Annotated in this window: 23 protein-coding genes and 1 tRNA gene; 11 read left to right on the forward strand and 13 right to left on the reverse strand. The window is 69.5% G+C overall.

Going from position 1 to position 16,932, the window contains the following annotated elements; all coding sequences use genetic code 11:
* Positions 1-48 precede the first annotated feature (48 nt).
* Complete coding sequence (locus C1J01_RS15265; protein ID WP_111179625.1) at positions 49-1,197, forward strand: MFS transporter; 1,149 nt, start codon at positions 49-51, stop codon at positions 1,195-1,197.
* A gap of 80 nt (positions 1,198-1,277) precedes the next feature.
* Complete coding sequence (gene sigJ, locus C1J01_RS15270) at positions 1,278-2,213, forward strand: RNA polymerase sigma factor SigJ (RefSeq protein WP_111179626.1); 936 nt, start codon at positions 1,278-1,280, stop codon at positions 2,211-2,213.
* Positions 2,214-2,264: 51 nt separating this feature from the next.
* On the opposite strand, the gene C1J01_RS15275 is transcribed toward sigJ, so the two are convergent.
* A complete protein-coding gene (locus tag C1J01_RS15275; RefSeq protein ID WP_111179627.1) occupies positions 2,265-2,738 on the reverse strand; it encodes a carboxymuconolactone decarboxylase family protein in 474 nt (157 codons plus the stop codon).
* Between the two features lie 88 nt (positions 2,739-2,826).
* Between C1J01_RS15275 and C1J01_RS15280 the strand changes: the two genes are divergently transcribed.
* Positions 2,827-3,135: a protein kinase family protein gene (locus C1J01_RS15280; protein ID WP_111179628.1), complete on the forward strand. Its 309-nt coding sequence runs from the start codon at positions 2,827-2,829 to the stop codon at positions 3,133-3,135.
* A gap of 1 nt (position 3,136) precedes the next feature.
* The gene (locus tag C1J01_RS15285) at positions 3,137-3,373 is read left to right on the forward strand and encodes a hypothetical protein (RefSeq protein WP_111179629.1); all 237 of its coding nucleotides are present in this window, start codon (positions 3,137-3,139) and stop codon (positions 3,371-3,373) included.
* Positions 3,374-3,527: 154 nt separating this feature from the next.
* Here C1J01_RS15285 and C1J01_RS15290 read toward each other — a convergent pair whose 3' ends face one another.
* On the reverse strand, positions 3,528-4,373 hold the full coding sequence (locus C1J01_RS15290) for an NAD(P)H-binding protein (protein WP_111179630.1): 846 nt from the start codon (positions 4,371-4,373) through the stop codon (positions 3,528-3,530).
* The gene (locus C1J01_RS15295; RefSeq protein WP_111179631.1) at positions 4,366-4,803 is read right to left on the reverse strand and encodes a nuclear transport factor 2 family protein; all 438 of its coding nucleotides are present in this window, start codon (positions 4,801-4,803) and stop codon (positions 4,366-4,368) included. Before C1J01_RS15295 ends, C1J01_RS15290 begins: the two co-directional genes overlap by 8 nt.
* Before the next feature lie 95 nt (positions 4,804-4,898).
* On the opposite strand from C1J01_RS15295, the gene C1J01_RS15300 reads away from it, so the two are divergent.
* The 3 genes from C1J01_RS15300 to C1J01_RS15310 all read left to right on the forward strand — a co-directional run bounded on the left by C1J01_RS15300 (position 4,899) and on the right by C1J01_RS15310 (position 7,557).
* Positions 4,899-5,501 carry a TetR/AcrR family transcriptional regulator gene (locus tag C1J01_RS15300; RefSeq protein WP_111179632.1) on the forward strand — a complete coding sequence of 201 codons (603 nt, stop codon included), beginning with the start codon at positions 4,899-4,901 and terminating at the stop codon, positions 5,499-5,501.
* Positions 5,502-5,603: 102 nt separating this feature from the next.
* Positions 5,604-6,173, forward strand: a complete 570-nt coding sequence (locus C1J01_RS15305) for a hypothetical protein (protein WP_111179633.1) — start codon at positions 5,604-5,606, stop codon at positions 6,171-6,173.
* A gap of 157 nt (positions 6,174-6,330) precedes the next feature.
* Positions 6,331-7,557 (forward strand): MFS transporter, encoded by a 1,227-nt coding sequence (locus C1J01_RS15310; RefSeq protein WP_111179634.1) that lies wholly within the window; start codon positions 6,331-6,333, stop codon positions 7,555-7,557.
* A 17-nt stretch (positions 7,558-7,574) separates the two neighbouring features.
* On the opposite strand, the gene C1J01_RS15315 is transcribed toward C1J01_RS15310, so the two are convergent.
* The 3 genes from C1J01_RS15315 to C1J01_RS15325 all read right to left on the reverse strand — a co-directional run bounded on the left by C1J01_RS15315 (position 7,575) and on the right by C1J01_RS15325 (position 9,392).
* A complete protein-coding gene (locus C1J01_RS15315; RefSeq protein ID WP_111179635.1) occupies positions 7,575-7,913 on the reverse strand; it encodes a hypothetical protein in 339 nt (112 codons plus the stop codon).
* A gap of 476 nt (positions 7,914-8,389) precedes the next feature.
* A complete protein-coding gene (locus C1J01_RS15320) occupies positions 8,390-9,043 on the reverse strand; it encodes a class I SAM-dependent methyltransferase (RefSeq protein ID WP_111179636.1) in 654 nt (217 codons plus the stop codon).
* Positions 9,044-9,086: 43 nt separating this feature from the next.
* Positions 9,087-9,392, reverse strand: a complete 306-nt coding sequence (locus C1J01_RS15325) for a transposase (RefSeq protein WP_111179637.1) — start codon at positions 9,390-9,392, stop codon at positions 9,087-9,089.
* A gap of 213 nt (positions 9,393-9,605) precedes the next feature.
* Here C1J01_RS15325 and C1J01_RS53050 point away from each other — a divergent pair, with 213 nt between their 5' ends.
* A complete protein-coding gene (locus C1J01_RS53050) occupies positions 9,606-9,740 on the forward strand; it encodes a hypothetical protein (protein ID WP_268958677.1) in 135 nt (44 codons plus the stop codon).
* Positions 9,741-9,809: 69 nt separating this feature from the next.
* Here the strand turns inward: C1J01_RS53050 and C1J01_RS15335 are convergent.
* The 7 genes from C1J01_RS15335 to galU form a co-directional block, all read right to left on the reverse strand.
* Positions 9,810-9,883: transfer RNA gene (locus C1J01_RS15335), tRNA-Ala, on the reverse strand.
* Between the two features lie 50 nt (positions 9,884-9,933).
* Positions 9,934-10,518: a divisome protein SepX/GlpR gene (gene sepX, locus C1J01_RS15340; protein WP_111179638.1), complete on the reverse strand. Its 585-nt coding sequence runs from the start codon at positions 10,516-10,518 to the stop codon at positions 9,934-9,936.
* A gap of 142 nt (positions 10,519-10,660) precedes the next feature.
* Positions 10,661-11,314 (reverse strand): GNAT family N-acetyltransferase, encoded by a 654-nt coding sequence (locus tag C1J01_RS15345; RefSeq protein ID WP_181448761.1) that lies wholly within the window; start codon positions 11,312-11,314, stop codon positions 10,661-10,663.
* Between the two features lie 41 nt (positions 11,315-11,355).
* On the reverse strand, positions 11,356-11,832 hold the full coding sequence (locus tag C1J01_RS15350) for a MogA/MoaB family molybdenum cofactor biosynthesis protein (protein ID WP_111179646.1): 477 nt from the start codon (positions 11,830-11,832) through the stop codon (positions 11,356-11,358).
* Positions 11,832-12,308: a cyclic pyranopterin monophosphate synthase MoaC gene (gene moaC, locus C1J01_RS15355; RefSeq protein WP_111179640.1), complete on the reverse strand. Its 477-nt coding sequence runs from the start codon at positions 12,306-12,308 to the stop codon at positions 11,832-11,834. Before moaC ends, C1J01_RS15350 begins: the two co-directional genes overlap by 1 nt.
* Positions 12,305-13,492: a molybdotransferase-like divisome protein Glp gene (gene glp / locus C1J01_RS15360; protein ID WP_111179641.1), complete on the reverse strand. Its 1,188-nt coding sequence runs from the start codon at positions 13,490-13,492 to the stop codon at positions 12,305-12,307. Before glp ends, moaC begins: the two co-directional genes overlap by 4 nt.
* Entirely contained in the window at positions 13,479-14,381 is a 903-nt protein-coding gene (gene galU, locus C1J01_RS15365; RefSeq protein ID WP_111179642.1) for a UTP--glucose-1-phosphate uridylyltransferase GalU, read from the reverse strand. The genes glp and galU overlap by 14 nt, the downstream gene beginning before the upstream one ends.
* Before the next feature lie 24 nt (positions 14,382-14,405).
* Here galU and C1J01_RS15370 point away from each other — a divergent pair, with 24 nt between their 5' ends.
* The 3 genes from C1J01_RS15370 (at position 14,406) to C1J01_RS15380 (ending at position 16,887) form a co-directional block, all read left to right on the forward strand.
* A complete protein-coding gene (locus C1J01_RS15370; RefSeq protein ID WP_181448760.1) occupies positions 14,406-14,975 on the forward strand; it encodes a 5-formyltetrahydrofolate cyclo-ligase in 570 nt (189 codons plus the stop codon).
* Positions 14,976-14,999: 24 nt separating this feature from the next.
* Positions 15,000-16,502, forward strand: a complete 1,503-nt coding sequence (locus C1J01_RS15375) for a potassium/proton antiporter (RefSeq protein ID WP_111179644.1) — start codon at positions 15,000-15,002, stop codon at positions 16,500-16,502.
* An 85-nt stretch (positions 16,503-16,587) separates the two neighbouring features.
* Positions 16,588-16,887, forward strand: coding sequence for an FmdB family zinc ribbon protein (locus tag C1J01_RS15380; protein WP_111179645.1), 300 nt, complete (start codon positions 16,588-16,590; stop codon positions 16,885-16,887).
* Positions 16,888-16,932 lie beyond the last annotated feature (45 nt).

Raw genomic sequence — 16,932 nt, forward strand, 5'->3', positions numbered from 1 at the left:
CGATTCCTGGTCTTCGTTCTCGCCTGGTCCGTCCTGTCGGTCGTCCTCATGCTCGCCGACCTCGACCTGGTCGTGCCCCTGGAGCCGGACGACCCCCTGGCCGTGAACGGGATCGGCGGGATGGCGGTCACCCTCGTGCTCGTGCTGCTCGGGCTGCCCCTCGGCATGCTCATCGACCGGGCCCGCCGCCGATCGGCGATGGCCGTGGTTCCCCTCCTGGTGGCGGCCGGGGGGCTCTCCGTCCTGGCGGCCGACGTCCTCGGCTCGCGGAGCGACGGCCACGCCGTCGCGGTGCTGACGGCGACGGGCGTGCTGACGGCGATGGCGCCCGTCGTCCGCGACACCTGCCTGCCCGCCATCGCCGGCCGCGAGCGCCTGGTTTCGGCGAACGCCCTGCTGTCGGTGGTGCCGCTGGTCCTGGCCCTCTGCCTGGTGCCGGTCCTGTCGCTGCTCGACGACCTGGCCGACGTCGCGATCCCGCTCCTCACCGCCACGATGGCGGCCGGAGCGGCGTTGTTGTTCCGCATGGTCGACGCCGCTCAGGAGCCAGCGCCGCCCCGGGTGGGGTCGCGGCGGGAGATGGCGGAGGCGATCCGCTTCACCGCGCGCCACCCGGTGCTGCGCGCGATCGCCCTGTACCTCGTGGTGTCGGCGCTGGTCGCGGAGTTCGCCGACGAGGTGGCGGACGGGGCGTTGCGGGTGGCGGCGGAGTCGGCGGGGATACCGGTCGGCTCCTACTTCTCCATGGTCAACCTGTCGGCCCTTTCCGCGCCGTTCGTGGGGGCGCTGCTGGCCGTGCTGCTCCACCGGAAGGTCGGCGTCTTCCGGCTGGCCTGCGCGGCACTCCTGGTGAGCGAACCGTTCACGCTGCTGCTCGCGCTGTCCGGCTCCCCCGGAGCAACGATCTGGTACGTCGTCGGCACCCTCGTCCCGATCACCGGGACGGCCGTCGCCGCCCTCACCCTGCTCAGCCACCTTCAGGCGCTCACCCCGGATCGCCTCCTCGGCCGGGTCGGCGGCCTGCTCCTGGCGCTCACCACACTCGCCGACGCCCTGGGCGGGCTGCTGGCGACGCCCGCCGAGCGGCTCGCCGACGCCACGCCCCTGACGTCGCTCCCCGGCCCGACCCTCGCCACGCTCGCCGCTCTCGCCGCCACCGTCCCGCTCCTGCGGGCTGTCGCGGCTCACTTACGATAGGGCGTTCCAGCTCACATTCGGAGGCGCCGTCTCGTCGTACTGGTGAGGAATGAACCACCACAAAGGGAGCCAGCGCCACCATGACCACTCCATCCGAGCCGGGCCACGACCAGTTCGACCCGAGCCTGAGCGCGATCATGGGCGAGCGGCGCCAGCTGATCAACGTCGCGTACCGGCTCCTCGGCTCCCTGGCCGACGCCGAAGACGTCGTGCAGGAGACCTACACCCGCTGGTACGCCCTGTCCCCCGAGCAGCAGGACGCCATCGAGTCCCCCGGCGCCTGGCTGACGAAGGTCGCCGGCCGCATCTGCCTCGACCTGCTCGGCTCGGCCCGGGCCAGGCGCGAACGCTACGTGGGCCAATGGATCCCCGAGCCGCTCCCCGAGGAGCGCACGGAGTGGATCAACGGACGCTCGGGCGGCGCCGCGATCGACCCGGCCGACCGGATCACCCTCGACGAGTCGATCAACATGGCCTTCCTCGTCGTGCTCGAGTCCATGACCCCGGCCCAGCGCGTCGCGTTCATCCTCCACGACGTCTTCCGCTACTCCTTCGCCGAGGTCGCCGAGATCGTCGGCCGTACGCCGGCCGCCTGCCGCCAGCTGGCCACCTCGGCCCGCCGCCGCATCCGCGAGTCGCAGTCGCCCGCCACTCCGGCGGCCCAGCGCGCCGGCGTCGTCAGGGAGTTCAAGCGGGCCTGGGAGGCGCAGGACATCGACGCCCTCATCGGCCTGCTCGCCCCCGACGCCACGGGCATCACCGACGGCGGCGGCCTCGTCGGCGCCGTGCTCCCCCCGATCGAAGGCGGCAAGCGGCTCGCCCGCCTCTTCGCCGGCGCCATCGGCAAGGCGCCCGACCTCACGATCACCGAACGCACGGTCAACGGCCAGCCCGGCCTGGTGGCCCAGCTGCACGACTTCACCGTGGTGCTGGCGTTCGACGTCGCGGGCGACCGCATCCAGCACATCTGGGCCGTCCTGAACCCCGAGAAACTCCGCCCCTGGACGACGACCTGACCCGGCCCTCAGGCCGGATGGCGACCTGCCATCCGGCCTGGCGAGGATCGATCATCCGAACTGGCCGGGCTGGTAGCCGCCGGCCGGCTGCCGGGTGATGATGTTCAGGCGGTTGACGGTGTTCATCATGGCGATGAGACCCACCAGGACGGCGAGCTCGTCCTCGTCGTAGTGCTTGGCGGCGTTCGCCCAGACCTCATCGCTGACACCACCGGCGCCGTCCGCGATGCGGGTGCCCTCCTCGGCCAGCTCCAGGGCGGCCCGCTCGGCCTCGGTGAAGACCGTCGCCTCCCGCCAGGCGACGACCAGGTTGAGCCGCACGGAGCTCTCTCCCGCCCGGGTGGCCTCCTTGGTGTGCATGTCGATGCAGGCGGCGCAGCCGTTGATCTGGCTGACCCGCAGCGCCACGAGCTCCTGCGTCGTGGCGGGCACGCTCGACTCGCGCAACGACTTGCCCGCGCTGAGAAGGTACTTCAGGAACTTCCCCGCGACGGGGCTCTCGAGGTAGTTGAGACGGGCGTCCATCCTGATCTCCTGTCGTGTCGACGGTTACACCCCACCGACGACACAGCCCCCCGAGATGTGATGCCCCAAGCGGGCGGACGGAGGTCACATGAGGATGCCGCGTGCCACGGGCGGACGGACACTGGCGTGGTCGGCGCGCGCGCCGGCGGTGGCGGCGTTCCATCGCCGCGAGGCGGCGATCTCCGAGCGGCTTCCCGCGCACGCCCCGGTGCCGCGCCTGCTGGGCACGTACGACGACGGCGACTGGATCGCCCTGGCCTTCGAGGAGATCGACGGCCGCCTCCCCGCCCAGCCCTGGCACGATGACGAACTACAACGAGTCCTGGAGACGGCGGGACCCCGCATCGGGTCGTGGTCGTCGACTGGCCGCACGCGTGGACCGGAGCCCGTACTGTGACGTGCTGACGTTGATGTCGAGCGCCCGCTTGAGCGGCGTCGATCCGCAACCGCTCGCCGACGCCCACCCGCTCACCCGTCATCTCCCCGCGGCGCAGATCGACGATCTGCTGGTCCTGCACGCCGGCTTCCTGGTCAGGACCGCCGTGACGGCCGGGCCGACGGTGGACCGCCATCTGCTGGACATGATGACCGCGCTCGGCACAGCCTCACTCCGCTGGCTGCGGGACCGGTGGTGAAGGCGGTACTTCACGCCCAGAGTTGCCTCGTCCACGGCACCGCCGCCCGCCGTCATGCGCAAGGCTTCACGTACGCCACGATGACGGGCCACCCGCAACCTCGACGCCGCCCGAGGCCGCTGACCACCCGCCGCAGCCTTGCCACACCATCCCGTCACGTCACGCGCCCGTGAGGGGCGCCGGAACGGAGCTCCCGTTCGGCGAACTCCCGGAAGCCGCGGGGCGGGCGGCCGGTGACACGTTCGACGGTGTCGGTGACCCGGTCCTCCGAGCCGTCGCTGATATCGGTGTCGAGCCCGGCGAGCATGGCGGCGAAGGCCGAGGGGATGCCGTGCCGCGTGAAGTGGCGGGCGAGCTCGTCCACCGTGACGGACCGGTGGCGCACGGGTCGGCCGGTGTGCCGGGTGAGGAGCGCGGCGACGTCGTCGTAGCTCAACGTCTCCGGCCCGGTCAGCACGTGCTCGGTGTCGTGCGGCACGTCCGCCGTCAGCGCGTGCCCGGCGACCGACGCGATGTCGGCCGCGTCGACGAACCCCACCCGGCCCTTGCCCGTGGCGGAGATGATCTCGCCGTCGCGGGTCCTCAGCGCGAGCGACTCGCCGGCGAAGTTCTGCATGAACCACGACGGCCGCAACACCGTCCATTCCGGCATGACCGTACGGACCAGGCCGTACAGCGCCCCGACCCCCGACGTGCTCTCCGGCACCGCCGACGAGCCGAGCAGCACCACCCGCCGCACCCCTTGGCGGACGGCCTCCCGCAGGAACGGCTCCACCAGCGGGACAGGTTCGGCCACCCCGATGGGCGGGACCAGGTAGACGGCTCGAACCCCGGTCAACGCGGGTGCGTGTGTCTCCCGATTCGCCCAGTCGAAGCGTACGAATCCGGCGAGATCCGCCCGACGAGAGGCCGGCCGCACCGGCAGGTCGCGTTCGCGCAGGAAGTCCACCACCCGGGAACCGGTCGTCCCGGTCGCGCCGACGACGAGAACCTCACTCATGCGCACCCCCGGCGAAAGCCCGGTTCGTCGCCTCGACCCCGCCCAGCGCCTCGGCAGCGGCCAGCGGACTCCAGTAGTCCCGATACATCTGGATCTCTCCGTCCCGCACGGTGACGACCGCGACATAACGCATGCGATACGGCTTCCCCGTACCCGCCACGACCCCCGCCACCTCGAACTCGACGATCACCACCTCGGGATCGACGCTCTGGTGCACGGTCTCCTGGACGATCTGCCGGACGTCGAGGATGTCCGGGTAGCCGCGCATGTACTCCTGAATCGCGGCCCGCCCCTCCACGCGCGACGGATATCCCGGCGCCGCGAAGGGGAACTCGATCACCCCGTCCTCCGCCCACAGCCCGGCGAAGGCTGCCATGTCCTTGGCCACCAGCAGTTCCAGGGCCCGCCTGACCAGCTCAGCAGCAGTCATTCCGCGCTCCTTCCCACACATGGACGATACGGTACCGTCCCGACGTGAACGGTAGACGAGACGGCACCGTCCCGTCCAATCGCTAAACTCTCCCCATGACCCGCCGCACACCCACCGGCGCAGCCGTGCTGCAACCGACGGTCACCAAGGCCATCACCGAAGCTGTCCTCGACGAACTGGCCGAGAACGGCTACGCCCGCCTGTCGATGGAGGCCGTCGCCAAACGTGCGGGCGTGGGCAAGAGCGCGCTGTATCGCCGCTGGTCGTCCAAGCAGGAGATGGCGATCTCGGTGATCTCCGAGTTCGGCGCGGAACAGGTCACCGTCCCCGACACCGGCTCCCTGCGAGGCGACCTGCGGGCCGCCCTCGGCACGCTCATGAAGTGGCTGACGCATCCGCGCTTCTCGCGGATCATGGCCGACCTGGTGGCGGAGACGGCCCGCAACGCGAAGCTCGGCGAGGCCGTCGAAACCCTGGTCGGGATGCCCAAGCGGGAACGCGTCGCGGCCATGTTCCATCGCGCGATCGCCCGCGGCGAACTGCCCGCGGACACCGACCTGGAGCTCGCCCTCGACCTGCTCGCCGCCCCCCTCTACTGGCGACTGGTCGTACGCTCCGCCGCGGCCGATCCCACCTACATCGACGACCTCACCGACGCCCTCCTGCGATCCTTCACCAGACGCCCGCACGACCGTTGACGCCCCACCCCGGGAACGACCGGCCGAGATTCCGGACATCCGCCCGTTACGGCGCCACGGCGCTGCCATGATCTTGGTGGCGCCTCACGGATGGGATCCCCGATGTCCACTCGTTCGCTCGTGCCGCTGGCCGCCTCGCTCTGTGCGGGCGCCCTCGCAGTTCTGGTGCATCACTTCAGCGACTCCGACCTGGTGCTCCTGAGGGAGCACCTCAACCACCCGTTCGCGCTCGGCGTCCTGGCCTGCGCCCTGATGACGTGGGCCGCCCTCGGGCTGCGGCGGAGGTGGCTACGCGCCGCGATCATCGTCCTCGCCGGACTGGGTGGAAGCGCCGCGCTGTTCGTCGGGCTGGCCGCCGCCGCACTCACCACCGCCGAGGACGTCGGCTACGTCGACGGACCCGCCCCGTACCGGATCCGCCTCCAGCAGTCGACAGCGGGCCTCGGCCCCGACACGGTGACATCCCTCAGCGTCCGCAAGGACGACGGGCTGCTCAGCAAGGAGTGGCACCTCGGCTGCTTCAACGACGACGACCCGAACGACGCCTTCGACTCGATCAAGTGGACCGGCCCGAGTTCGATCGAGATCCGCGTCACCGACGGCCGAACGTTCCCCATAACCCTGAACCCGACCTCAGGCCGCCCCCGAACCACCGCAACCCTCAACTGTTGACCGCATCCCCACGCCACGCGCCGCTCAGTGTTCCTTTCGCCCACGATCAAAGTCGGTCCCCGGCAGCCGGAGCGCCCCAGCCATTCACGGTGAGCACCGAAGTCGTGGCACGCCCAAGGAGCCTTGACACCCTCTGCCCCTCTAGTGACCATCGGGGGTGGCTTCCTCCCCCACCCTTCTCCAGAACCGGAACTTCCGGCGGCTGCTCGCCGCCGACGCGATCAGCCATGCGGGCACCCAGATCACATCGGTGGCGCTGCCCCTGACCGCTGTCGTCGCGCTCCAGGCGGGCGCTCTGGACACCGGCCTGCTCAACGCCGCGCAACAGGCCGCTTTCCTGCTGCTCGGCCTGCCCGCAGGGGTGTGGGTGGATCGGCTGCGCCGCCGTCCCATCCTGGTCACCACCGATCTGGCCAGAGCCGCACTCCTGCTGACGCTCCCTGTCGCCTGGTGGCTGGACCTGCTCACGCTGCCGCATCTGTACGTGGTGGCGTTCGGGCTGAGCGCGGCCACGGTCTTCTTCGACGTGGCCTACCGCAGCTACCTGCCGACCCTGCTCGACAAGGACCAGCTCGTCCGGGGCAATGGCGCGATCGAATCCGTGGCCGGGCTGTCGAGGGTTGCCGGGCCCGGCGTCGGCGGCTGGGCCGTTCAGCTGGTGGGTGGGCCCGTCGCACTGCTGGCCGACGCGTTCAGCTATCTCGCCTCGGCGCTCTGCCTGCGCGGGATCGACGCACACGAAGCGCTGGAAGATCGGCCGGCCGAACGCCGGGCGCTCTCGGGTGAGATCTGGGAGGGCGTGACCTTCGTGCTACGAGATCCCGCCCTGCGGGCCATCGCCACCAGCGCGGCCGTCTCCAACTTCTGCGGCGCGGCGATCGCCGTGCTACAGGTGCTGTTCCTGATCCGCACGGTCGGAATCAGCCCCGGCCTGTACGGCATGCTGCTCATGGCAGGCGCCGCGGGCGGCCTGGTGGCGGCGGTGACCTCCGGCCGTCTGGCCGGACGGATCGGTCAGGCCAGGCTCATCTGGCTCGCCCCAACCGTCTGCACGCCCTTCGCGCTGTTGATCCCGTTCACCGGCGCGGGCTGGGAACTGTCCTGGTTCGTCGTCGCCACCCTGATGACCGCAACGGGCGGGGTGCTCTTCAACGTGGCCCAGGCGAGCTACCGGCAGGCGATCAGCCCGGACCACCTGCTCGGCAGGGTGACGGCCTCGACCCGGTTCATAGCCTGGGGAGTGCTGCCCTTCGGCGCCACCGCGGGCGGCCTGCTCGGCGAGCTGTACAGCACGCGTGACGGCCTCTGGGTGGTGGCGCTGGCCCAACTGCTCAGCCTGGCGCCCCTGCTGCTCTCACCGCTGCGCCGAATGCGGAACTTCTAAGGTGAGCACCCAGAGTTTCAACGTACGGCGTCGGACACGCGGACCGTTATGTACGGATGCGCCTGTTCCAGCCACTCGCCGTTCAGCCTTGCTCCTGTGGTCTGGTCGATGACCGCGAGCCACGCGCCTCTCCAGTCGTAGCCTTCGTCACGTTCCTCGAACTCGACGAAGAAGTCCGTCATCGCCTGCAGCTCCGGCCATCGGCCGATGCCGGGATGGTCTTCCGGGCTCCCGGGGAAGAACGCGTCGATCGCCAGGACGAGCTCGTCTCCGGCCGCGAAGCTCAGCTGATTGTGGCTGTTGACGTTCCACCAAGCGCTGTAGACCCGAGCCCCCTGACTGAGCCGCCGCAGCACGAAGGGACTGATCCGAGGTAGTCGATCTCCAGAAGCATGGCGGCGGCACCGCACCAGTCGACGAACACGGGATAGGCGTCCCCGGCGGGAGGCCCTGCTTCCCTGAAGGGTGCCGGCTCATGAAGCTGGTACGGGGTGCCCCCACTGAGCCGGACGGCGATCTCATCGAGGTCGAACGCATGTCCGCTGTCCGGCACCACGACCGTCCAGCACATGGCCACGCCCAGCCAGGGATGACTGGAACGGAACTGCCGGTAGTGCTCGCGCAAACCAGTGGTCGACGGCTTTCCGTTCACGCATGGCCCCTTCTCTCAGCCGGAACGATCTTTGAGATCCTCGCATGTGGCATCGGGCCCGAGGTCGCGTGTGGAGGCGTTCCGTGGTGCGTTCAGGGCAGCGGGCGTGCCCGGTCCGTTTCCGTGCCAGGCCGCCCGCGTGCCCGCCCACCCACTGTGCCGGGACCACCAGTGCGCGCGTCAACTCGCGGCGGCGGCTTGCCTGCGCATCAACAAGTGGCCACGGCGGAATCGTTCATCCTCCAAAGGCTCGCGCAACATCCGCCCCACCTCGACGAACTCTTCCTTGCGCGCCAGTTCGGCCAACTCATCGATCGGCCACCGGTAGGCCGGCGCGACCTTATGGTCGAACTCCAGAACCGGACCGCCCTCGGATTCGAAGAACCCGAGCAGGAGGTGACCACCCGGGGCCAGCACCCGGCGGAACTCGGCAAAGTACGGCGGCAGCTCCGGCGGTGGGATGTGGATGACGGAGTACCAGGAGAGCAGCCCGCCCAGCTCACCGTCGGCCACGTCGATGGCCCCCATCGAACCGACCTCGAACCGCAGGTCAGGGTGGTCCTTGCGGGCGATGTCGATCATTGCGGGAGACAGGTCGACGCCGAAGGCGTCCAGTCCGAGGTCACGCAGGTGTGCCGTCATGTACCCAGGACCGCACCCGGCCTCGACGACGACCCGGGGCCCGGCGGCCCGTACGAGCTCGGCGAACACGGCGAGCATCGCGCGATCCAGAGGCAGGCGGTCGAGCGAGTCTCGAACGAGGTCGGCGTACAGGTCGGCGACGGCGTCGTAGGCGTCCGCCGTCGCGGTCAGATAGGGGGAGAATTCGGCCATGGCGGACGACTGTAGTTCATCGCCCGGCAAAGACCGCCGACCATCACCGCGATGGCCTCGAACCGTCTTTTGGGGGCACCACCTCTCGCACCAGCTCGATGGCCCGGCGAGTCGCTTGAAGCTCGACCTCCAACTCGGCGATACGCCGTTTCGCGGCCGCCAGTTCAGCCTTCTCACCACTGGTCAGGCCAGGTTCCAGGCCGCGGTCGATACGGTCTTGCCGCCGCCAGTTGTAGATCGTCTGGATGCTGATGTCCAGGATACGGGCCAGCTCGGTAGCCGTGCGGCCCGCTTCGAGTAAGTTCAGCACCTTACGCCGGAACTCCGGCGGGTAGCCCCGTCGTCCCATGCCACTTTCCTCTCATCAAGTGGCACAAGAATCCAGAAATCCACCTCCACTCAACGCGGGGCACACCAAAGCTCCACCGAAGCCGGGGCGATTCACACAACGTCCGCCGCTCCTTCAGGGCCGTCCTCAAGAAGGCCGGCCTCAACCCGAAGGACTGGACACCCCGCGAGATGCGGCACAGCTTCGTCTCGCTGCCCTCCGTCCGACTCCGGCATGCCCATCGGGGCCATCTCACGCCTGGTCGGCCACCGCAACACCACCGTCACCGAGACCTTCTACCGCAAGCAACTCCGCCCCGTCATCCTCGACGGTGCTGAGGCCATGGATCAGATCTTCAGAGACACATAGTCACCCAGTTAGTCACCCGCCAACGCAAAAGGCCGCTTCCAGCGCTCTGGAAGCGGCCTTTGACCTGGGTGGAGATGAGGGGATTCGAACCCCTGACCCCTTCGATGCGAACGAAGTGCGCTACCGGACTGCGCTACATCCCCGAGGACTCGACCAGATTAGCAAACTCCGGAGGGTCCTCGCGCCATCGATCTCAGTCTCCGACCGCGCGCCTGGGTGGTTCGGCGTACTGATCGAACAGAACGTCCTGCTGTGGCGGCGTGAAGTCGATGATCTCGGCCTCCGCCTCAGCCGCGGCGCGCCGCTGCTCACGCAGTCTTCGCTGCCGCTCCGCACGCGCCAGGCGGGCGCGTTCGCGACGGTCCCGATCGACTTGTACGGCCACGCGCAAGAAGACCATGTACGTCAACATGACGACCACGGACGGAGCAACGCCCCACCATGGGATCATGTGTACGGCCGCCGTCACGATGGAGGCCAGCACCAGCAGGGCGGTGAAGAAGAGCAGCCGGCGCCGGCGGGCCACGATGATGGCGCGGCGGCGGAGCCGGAATTGGCGGACGTCGACCTTCTCGACTTCCGCCGCAGGCGTGCCGTCGTCTTCGTCGCCGTCCGAAGGGTCCAGGTTGTCGAGGTCGGGGAGTTGATGCTCGCCGGTGTAGTGCTCTTCGAGCTCCGCCAGTTCAGCGAGGTTGGTCTTGTCTCTGCGCAGCCACATAGGGATCAGGACGCAGAGCCACATCACGACGATGGCCAGGTAGAGGAGGACGCTGCTCACGACCACCTCCAGGCGAAAAGCCGCCTCCGGGCAGCACGAAGACGCGGCTGTGTTCGTTGCGTCTTCAATGTGCTCACGTCACGCACCGTAAGACCGCGTGTCACTGATTGACGAGCATTCGGTGCGGTGTGTCGCGAGATCGTCAAACCTCTTCGACGGGAGACCCCCCGTGAGCAGCCGACTCACGCGCGCGACGCCATTGCACGAGAAGGCCGCCGGGGACGTCCTCGACGGTCAACGCGTAACACATGTGGTCGCGCCAGGCCCCATCGATGTGGAGTTGGCGACGCCGTATGCCTTCTTCCCGGAAACCGAGCTTCTCAACCACCCTACGGCTGGCCTGATTCTCGGGGCGGATGTTCGCCTCCAGCCGATGCAGCCCGGTGGTGAAAAAGCAGTGGTCAACGGCCATGGCGAGGGCGGTCGGGGTGATGCCCTTGCCCGCCAGCGCGCCGTCGATCCAGTATCCGACCTGGGCAGAACGGGCAGATCCCCACACGATCGCGCCGACCGTGAGCTGTCCGGCGAAACGCCCCTCGTACGTCACCACCCACGGCAGCGCGAGCCCCTGCCTGGCCTCGCGGCGCAGGGTGCCGACCATGGAGACGTACGGCCCGAGACCGGTCCTGAACAGGGGCGTCTCGGGGTTGCTCGGCTCCCAGGGACGCAGCCAGTCGGCGTTGCGCAGCCGGGTCTCACGCCAGACGCGTACGTCGCTCAGCCGCAGCGGCCGCAGGCCTACCGGCCCTTCGTTCAGTGTCGCCGGCCAGCCACGAAGTCGATCCACACCTCTCATCATCCCCCCATCGGGCGCGATGTCGCCACGGGGATTGACGGTCAGCGCGGGTGATCGCCGCCCTGGATCTGCTCGACCGTGTGCCGCAGGATGGGAGCCAGTACGGCGACGCCGTCCCGCACCCCACCGGACGATCCCGGCAAATTTACGATCAAGGTCTTGCCTGCCTGTCCCGCCAGCCCCCTGGACAAAATGGACGTGGGCACCTTTTCCCGATTTGCCAGACGGATGGTCTCCGCAATGCCGGGAATTTCGCGAGAAATTACGCGAGAGGTCATCTCGGGGGTCAGGTCCATGGGCGTCACCCCCGTCCCGCCCGTGGTGACGATGACGTCGTAACCACCGGCGAGACCCTCGCGGAGCGCGGCCTCCACCGGGTCGCCGTCGGGTACCACGACCGGGCCGTCGACCTCGCAGCCGGCCTCCTGACGCAGCAGGTCAGCGAGCAACGGCCCTGATTTATCCTCATAAATCCCAGCAGACGCCCGGTTCGACACCGTGATCACCAACGCGCGCATCACTCACCGTCCCGCGTCCACCGGCCGGTCTTGCCGCCCAGCTTCTCCTCCACCCGCACGTCCGTGATGACCGCGGCCGGATCAACCGCCTTCACCATGTCGATCAGGGCCAGCGCCGCCACCGAGACCGCGGTCAGCGCCTCCATCTCGACCCCCGTACGGTCCGCCGTCTTCACCCGGCACGTGATCGCCACGCCCCAGTCTTCGACGTCGAGGGTCACCTTCACGCCGTGCAGCGCGATGGGGTGGCAGAGCGGAATCAGGTCAGGCGTACGTTTCGCCCCCATGATCCCCGCGATCCGCGCCACCCCGAGCGCGTCGCCCTTCGGCACCTCCCCCGACCGCAGCAGCGATACGGTCTCGGCCGACAGCAGCACCCGCCCGGTGGCCGTGGCGCTGCGCGCCGACACGTCCTTGGCCGAGACGTCGACCATGCGGGCGGCGCCGGTCTCGTCGATATGAGTGAGTTCGTTCACAGCCTCATCACCTCCACCGAGGCCCCGGCGGGTACCTCGGTCACGTCCTCGGGGACCACGATGAGCGCGTTCGCCGCGGCCAGGGCCGCGAGCTGGTGGGAGCCCTGCCCGTGCACCGGCGAGACCGTGCCGTCGGCGGCCAGCACGCCGCGCAGGAACGAACGTTTCCCGGACGGCGAGCGCAGCGGCTCCGTCGTCCGCGCCGCGACCGTCTGCGGCAGCCCGGCGGGCAGCCCGCGCATCTTGTCGAGCGCGGGGCGGACGAACAGCTGGAACGACACGAACGACGACACCGGATTGCCGGGCAGCGCGAAGATCGGCACCTGGTCGTCGCCCAGCACGCCGAACCCCTGCGGCATGCCCGGCTGCATGGCCACCTTCTCGAACGCGACCGTGCCCAGCGGCGACAGCGCCTCCTTGACCGGCTCGTACGCCCCCATCGAGACGCCGCCGCTGGTGATGACCGCGTCGGCGCGTACGAGAGCGGTGTCGAGGCGGTCGAGCAGGACGGCCGGATCGTCACCGACGGAACCCGAACGGAACCCCTCGCCCCCGGCCTCGCGGACGGCGGCGGTCAGGGTGAAGCTGTTGGAGTCCCAGATCTGGCCGGGGGCCAGCTGGCCGCCCGGCTCGACCAGCTCAGAACCGGTCGAGATCACCACCACGCGCGGACGCGGACGCGCCAGCACGCGCTTGCGGCCCACCCCGGCGAGAATGCCGAGCTGCGCCGCACCGATCAGGGTGCCGGCCTTGAGCACGACCTCCCCCGCCTGGACGTCCTCGCCGGCCCGGCGGATCGCGTTGCCGGGCTCGGCACGGCGGTCGATGAAGACCGAGACCGTGCCGCCGTCGGTCCACTCCACCGGCACGACGCAGTCGGCCCCGGCCGGGAGAGGAGCCCCGGTCATGATGCGTACGGCATGACCGGGCCCCACGGCGCGCAGCTCGGTGGAGCCGGCCGCCACGTCGTCGATCACCGGCAACGTGACCGGGAGCTCCGCGAGGTCCTCGGCGCGGACGGCGTAGCCGTCCATCGCCGAGTTGTCGAACGGCGGCAGCGGCACCGGCGACGTCACGTCTTCGGCCAGGGTCGCCCCCAGCGTCTGCTCGAGGTCGAGCTCCAGCGGCGCCAGCGGACGTACAGTGGCCAGGATCTCGGCCAGATGCGCGTCAACTGATCTCATCGAGGAACTCCCGCAGCCAAGGCACGAAGTCGGGCGCCAGATCCTCGCGATCCGCGGCGAACTTCACCACCGTCCGCAAATAGTCGAGCTTGTCACCGGTGTCGTAGCGGCGGCCCCGGAACAGCACGCCGTGCACCGGCCCGCCGTCCTCGCCGCCGCGTGAGGCGAGCGTGCGCAGCGCGTCGGTGAGCTGGATCTCGCCGCCCCGCCCCGGAGGCGTCTTCTCCAGCACCTCGAACACCGCCGGGTCGAGCACGTAGCGCCCGATGATCGCCCAGTTGGACGGCGCCTCCTCGACCGGCGGCTTCTCCACCAGGTCGACCACGCGGACGACGTCGTCCTGCGCCGTCGCCTCGATGGTCGCCACGCCGTACAGGGAGACCTGCTCCTTCGGCACCTCCATCAGCGCGATCACACTGCCGCCGAACGTGTCGCGCACCTCGATCATGCGCTGCAGCAGGCGGTCACGGTGGTCGATCAGGTCGTCGCCGAGCAGGCAGGCGAAGGGGTGGCCGCCGACGTGCTGCTTGGCGCACAACACCGCGTGGCCGAGGCCCTTGGGCTCGCCTTGGCGTACGTAATGGAGGGTCGCCAGCGAGGCCGGCTCGCGGACCTGGGACAACCGGTGCTCGTCGCCCTTGGCTTCAAGCGCCTCCTCCAACTCGAACGCCCGATCAAAATGGTCTTCGATGGACCGTTTGTTCTTGCCGGTGACCATCAAGACGTCGAGCAGCCCGGCAGAGGCCGCCTCCTCGACGACATACTGGATCGCGGGCTTGTCGACGATGGGCAACATCTCCTTGGGTGTCGCCTTGGTCGCCGGGAGGAACCGGGTGCCCAGACCCGCGGCGGGCACGACGGCTTTCGTCACAGGGTCGAAGTCAGCCATGAGTAGACCCTAGTGGAGGGATCTGTGGACAAGTTGAACCTGCGCCGCGAGCTGAACGCGGCGCGCTCACGCCTCTCCCCCGAACAGTTGCGCGCAAACGCCGTCAAGGTCCGCGAAACGCTGCTCGAACAACCGTGGGTTCAGATGGCCGGCCTGGTGGCTTGCTACTGGTCAACGGGGTCGGAGCCCGATACGCACGGGCTCGTGTTCGCTCTGTGGAAACACGGCGCCACGGTGATCCTGCCGGTGCTGCGGGAGGACAATGATCTTGATTGGGCGGTGTACGACGGCCCCGGCACGCTCGCCCCGGGTCGCCACGGCATCATGGAGCCGGTCGACACGCGCCGCGGCGTCGAGGCGATCCGCACGGCCGCGCTGGTGATCGTCCCCGCCCTGGCGGTCGACCGGCGCACCGGCGTACGCCTCGGGCGGGGCGGCGGCTCGTACGATCGGGCTCTGGCCCGGGTCGGTCCGAACGTCCCGACGGTGGCGCTGCTGCACGACGGCGAACTCATCGACGACGTGCCCCAGGAGCCCCACGACCGGCACGTTCGCTACGTCATGACCCCTTCCGGACTCACTAGTCTTATGTGAGCGCAGATACGAGAGGGGAGCCAGATGACACTCGATGTCTGGCTCCTCCTCGGTGCCTCGATCGTCATCGCGGCCATCGCCGCCGTACGCCTCGTCCACCGCAGCGGCCTGCCGTCCCTCCTCGTGTTCCTGGGCCTGGGACTGCTGCTGTCGGCCGGGTTCGGGATCTCCGTCGAAAGCCCCGAGACGGCCCAGCAGATCGGCCTCACGGCGCTGGCGGTGATCCTGGCCGAGGGCGGTCTGACCACGACGTGGTCCCATGTGAAGCGTTCCGTCCCGATCGCGCTGGTGCTCGCGACCGTGGGCGTCGTGGTCAGCACCGTCGTGGTGGCGCTGGTCGTGCAGGTGGTGCTCGGCTTCGACACCACGACTGCGCTCATTCTCGGCGCGGTGCTGGCCTCCACGGACGCCGCCGCCGTCTTCACCGTGCTGCGGCGACTGCCGCTGCCGCCCCGGCTGGCGGGCGTGCTGGAGGCGGAGTCGGGCTTCAACGACGCCCCCACGGTCATCGCGGTGATGCTGCTCAGCACGTCCGCCCATCCGGGGGCGGGCCTGGGAACGTTCCTGCTGGAGACCCTGATCGAGCTGGTCATCGGCGCCGCGGTCGGCCTCGCCGTCGGCCCTGCGGGCGCGTTCGCCCTGCGCCGCGTCGCCCTGCCCGCCTCAGGCCTCTATCCCATCGCCGCCCTCGCCCTCACCTTCGTCTCGTACGGCGGCGCCGTCCTGCTGCACGGCTCGGGCTTCCTGTCCGTCTACCTGACCGCGCTCATCCTGGGCAACTCCCGCCTGCCGCACCGGGCGGCCACCCGCGGTTTCGCGGAGGGCGCGGCCTGGCTGGCGCAGATCGGGCTGTTCGTCATGCTCGGCATGCTGGCCGACGTGCACGAGATGCCGTCGGCCATCATCCCCGGGCTCATCACCGGCACCGTGCTGGTGCTGCTGGCCAGGCCGGCCTCCGTGGTGGTCAGCTCGGTGGTGGCGTGGGGGCTGCGGCTCGACCGGGTGAGCTGGCGCGACCAGGCGTTCCTGTCGTGGGCCGGGCTGCGCGGCGCGATCCCGATCGTCCTCGCGACCATCCCGTGGGCGGCCGGGGTCGAGGGCTCGAAGGACATCTTCAACCAGGTCTTCGTCATCGTCATCGTGTTCACCGTGCTCCAGGCGCCGACGTTGCCGTTCGCGGCGCGGGTGCTGGGGGTGTCGGCGCCCGCAGAGGCCCACGACCTGGAGGTGGAGTCGGCGCCTCTGGAGGAGCTCAACGCCGATCTGCTGCAGGTCAGGATCCCGCCGGGCTCCCGGCTGCACGGCGTGGAGATCTTCGAGCTGCGCCTGCCCGGCGGCGCCGCGGTGACGCTCGTCGTACGCGACGGCCGCTCGTTCGTCCCGGCCACCACCACCCGGCTCCGGGCGGACGACCAGCTGCTCGTCGTCACCACCGCCGCCTGCCGCGAACAGGTCGAGCGCCGCCTGCGCGCCGTGAACCGCAGTGGCAAGCTGGCCGGGTGGTTCGGGGAGCGGGGGTTGGAATAGGTGTTTCTGGCAATCGGTTACCATTAGCAGTCGCATCGCTCGAGTGCCAATGCTGATCGAGTGTCCATGCTTGAAGGAGGAGCGCGTGCCGACCTACCAGTACGCCTGCAATGACTGTGGTGAGCAGCTCGAGGTCGTTCAGAAGTTCACCGACGATGCGTTGACGGTCTGCCCCAACTGCCAGGGCAACCTGCGGAAGGTGTTCTCCGCCGTCGGCATCGTCTTCAAGGGCTCTGGCTTCTACCGCACCGACAATCGCTCGTCGTCGACCTCTTCGTCCTCGTCGTCCGCTTCCTCTTCTTCCTCGAAGTCGACGGAGAGCAAGTCGTCGTCCGACTCGGGTACGTCCACCCCGGCCGCCGCTCCGGCCGCCGCCTCCAACTGACCCTTCCCTCGGGTCCCGGCACACGCCGACCTCCCGCCCCCGGGG

It is taken from the genome of Nonomuraea aridisoli (assembly GCF_003236395.1).
Lineage (GTDB): Bacteria > Actinomycetota > Actinomycetes > Streptosporangiales > Streptosporangiaceae > Nonomuraea > Nonomuraea aridisoli.

Coding starts and splice junctions, on each gene's coding strand:
- C1J01_RS15375 (WP_111179644.1), top strand. CDS start 15,000: ATGACACTCGATGTCTGGCTCCTCCTCGGTGCCTCGATCGTCATCGCG.
- C1J01_RS53050 (WP_268958677.1), top strand. CDS start 9,606: ATGCCCATCGGGGCCATCTCACGCCTGGTCGGCCACCGCAACACCACC.
- glp (WP_111179641.1), bottom strand. CDS start 13,492: ATGAGATCAGTTGACGCGCATCTGGCCGAGATCCTGGCCACTGTACGT.
- C1J01_RS15265 (WP_111179625.1), top strand. CDS start 49: ATGCTCGCCGACCTCGACCTGGTCGTGCCCCTGGAGCCGGACGACCCC.
- C1J01_RS15345 (WP_181448761.1), bottom strand. CDS start 11,314: ATGAGAGGTGTGGATCGACTTCGTGGCTGGCCGGCGACACTGAACGAA.
- C1J01_RS15275 (WP_111179627.1), bottom strand. CDS start 2,738: ATGGACGCCCGTCTCAACTACCTCGAGAGCCCCGTCGCGGGGAAGTTC.
- C1J01_RS15305 (WP_111179633.1), top strand. CDS start 5,604: ATGTCCACTCGTTCGCTCGTGCCGCTGGCCGCCTCGCTCTGTGCGGGC.
- C1J01_RS15290 (WP_111179630.1), bottom strand. CDS start 4,373: ATGAGTGAGGTTCTCGTCGTCGGCGCGACCGGGACGACCGGTTCCCGG.
- C1J01_RS15325 (WP_111179637.1), bottom strand. CDS start 9,392: ATGGGACGACGGGGCTACCCGCCGGAGTTCCGGCGTAAGGTGCTGAAC.
- C1J01_RS15320 (WP_111179636.1), bottom strand. CDS start 9,043: ATGGCCGAATTCTCCCCCTATCTGACCGCGACGGCGGACGCCTACGAC.
- C1J01_RS15280 (WP_111179628.1), top strand. CDS start 2,827: ATGAGGATGCCGCGTGCCACGGGCGGACGGACACTGGCGTGGTCGGCG.
- sigJ (WP_111179626.1), top strand. CDS start 1,278: ATGACCACTCCATCCGAGCCGGGCCACGACCAGTTCGACCCGAGCCTG.
- C1J01_RS15295 (WP_111179631.1), bottom strand. CDS start 4,803: ATGACTGCTGCTGAGCTGGTCAGGCGGGCCCTGGAACTGCTGGTGGCC.
- C1J01_RS15350 (WP_111179646.1), bottom strand. CDS start 11,832: ATGCGCGCGTTGGTGATCACGGTGTCGAACCGGGCGTCTGCTGGGATT.
- galU (WP_111179642.1), bottom strand. CDS start 14,381: ATGGCTGACTTCGACCCTGTGACGAAAGCCGTCGTGCCCGCCGCGGGT.
- C1J01_RS15300 (WP_111179632.1), top strand. CDS start 4,899: ATGACCCGCCGCACACCCACCGGCGCAGCCGTGCTGCAACCGACGGTC.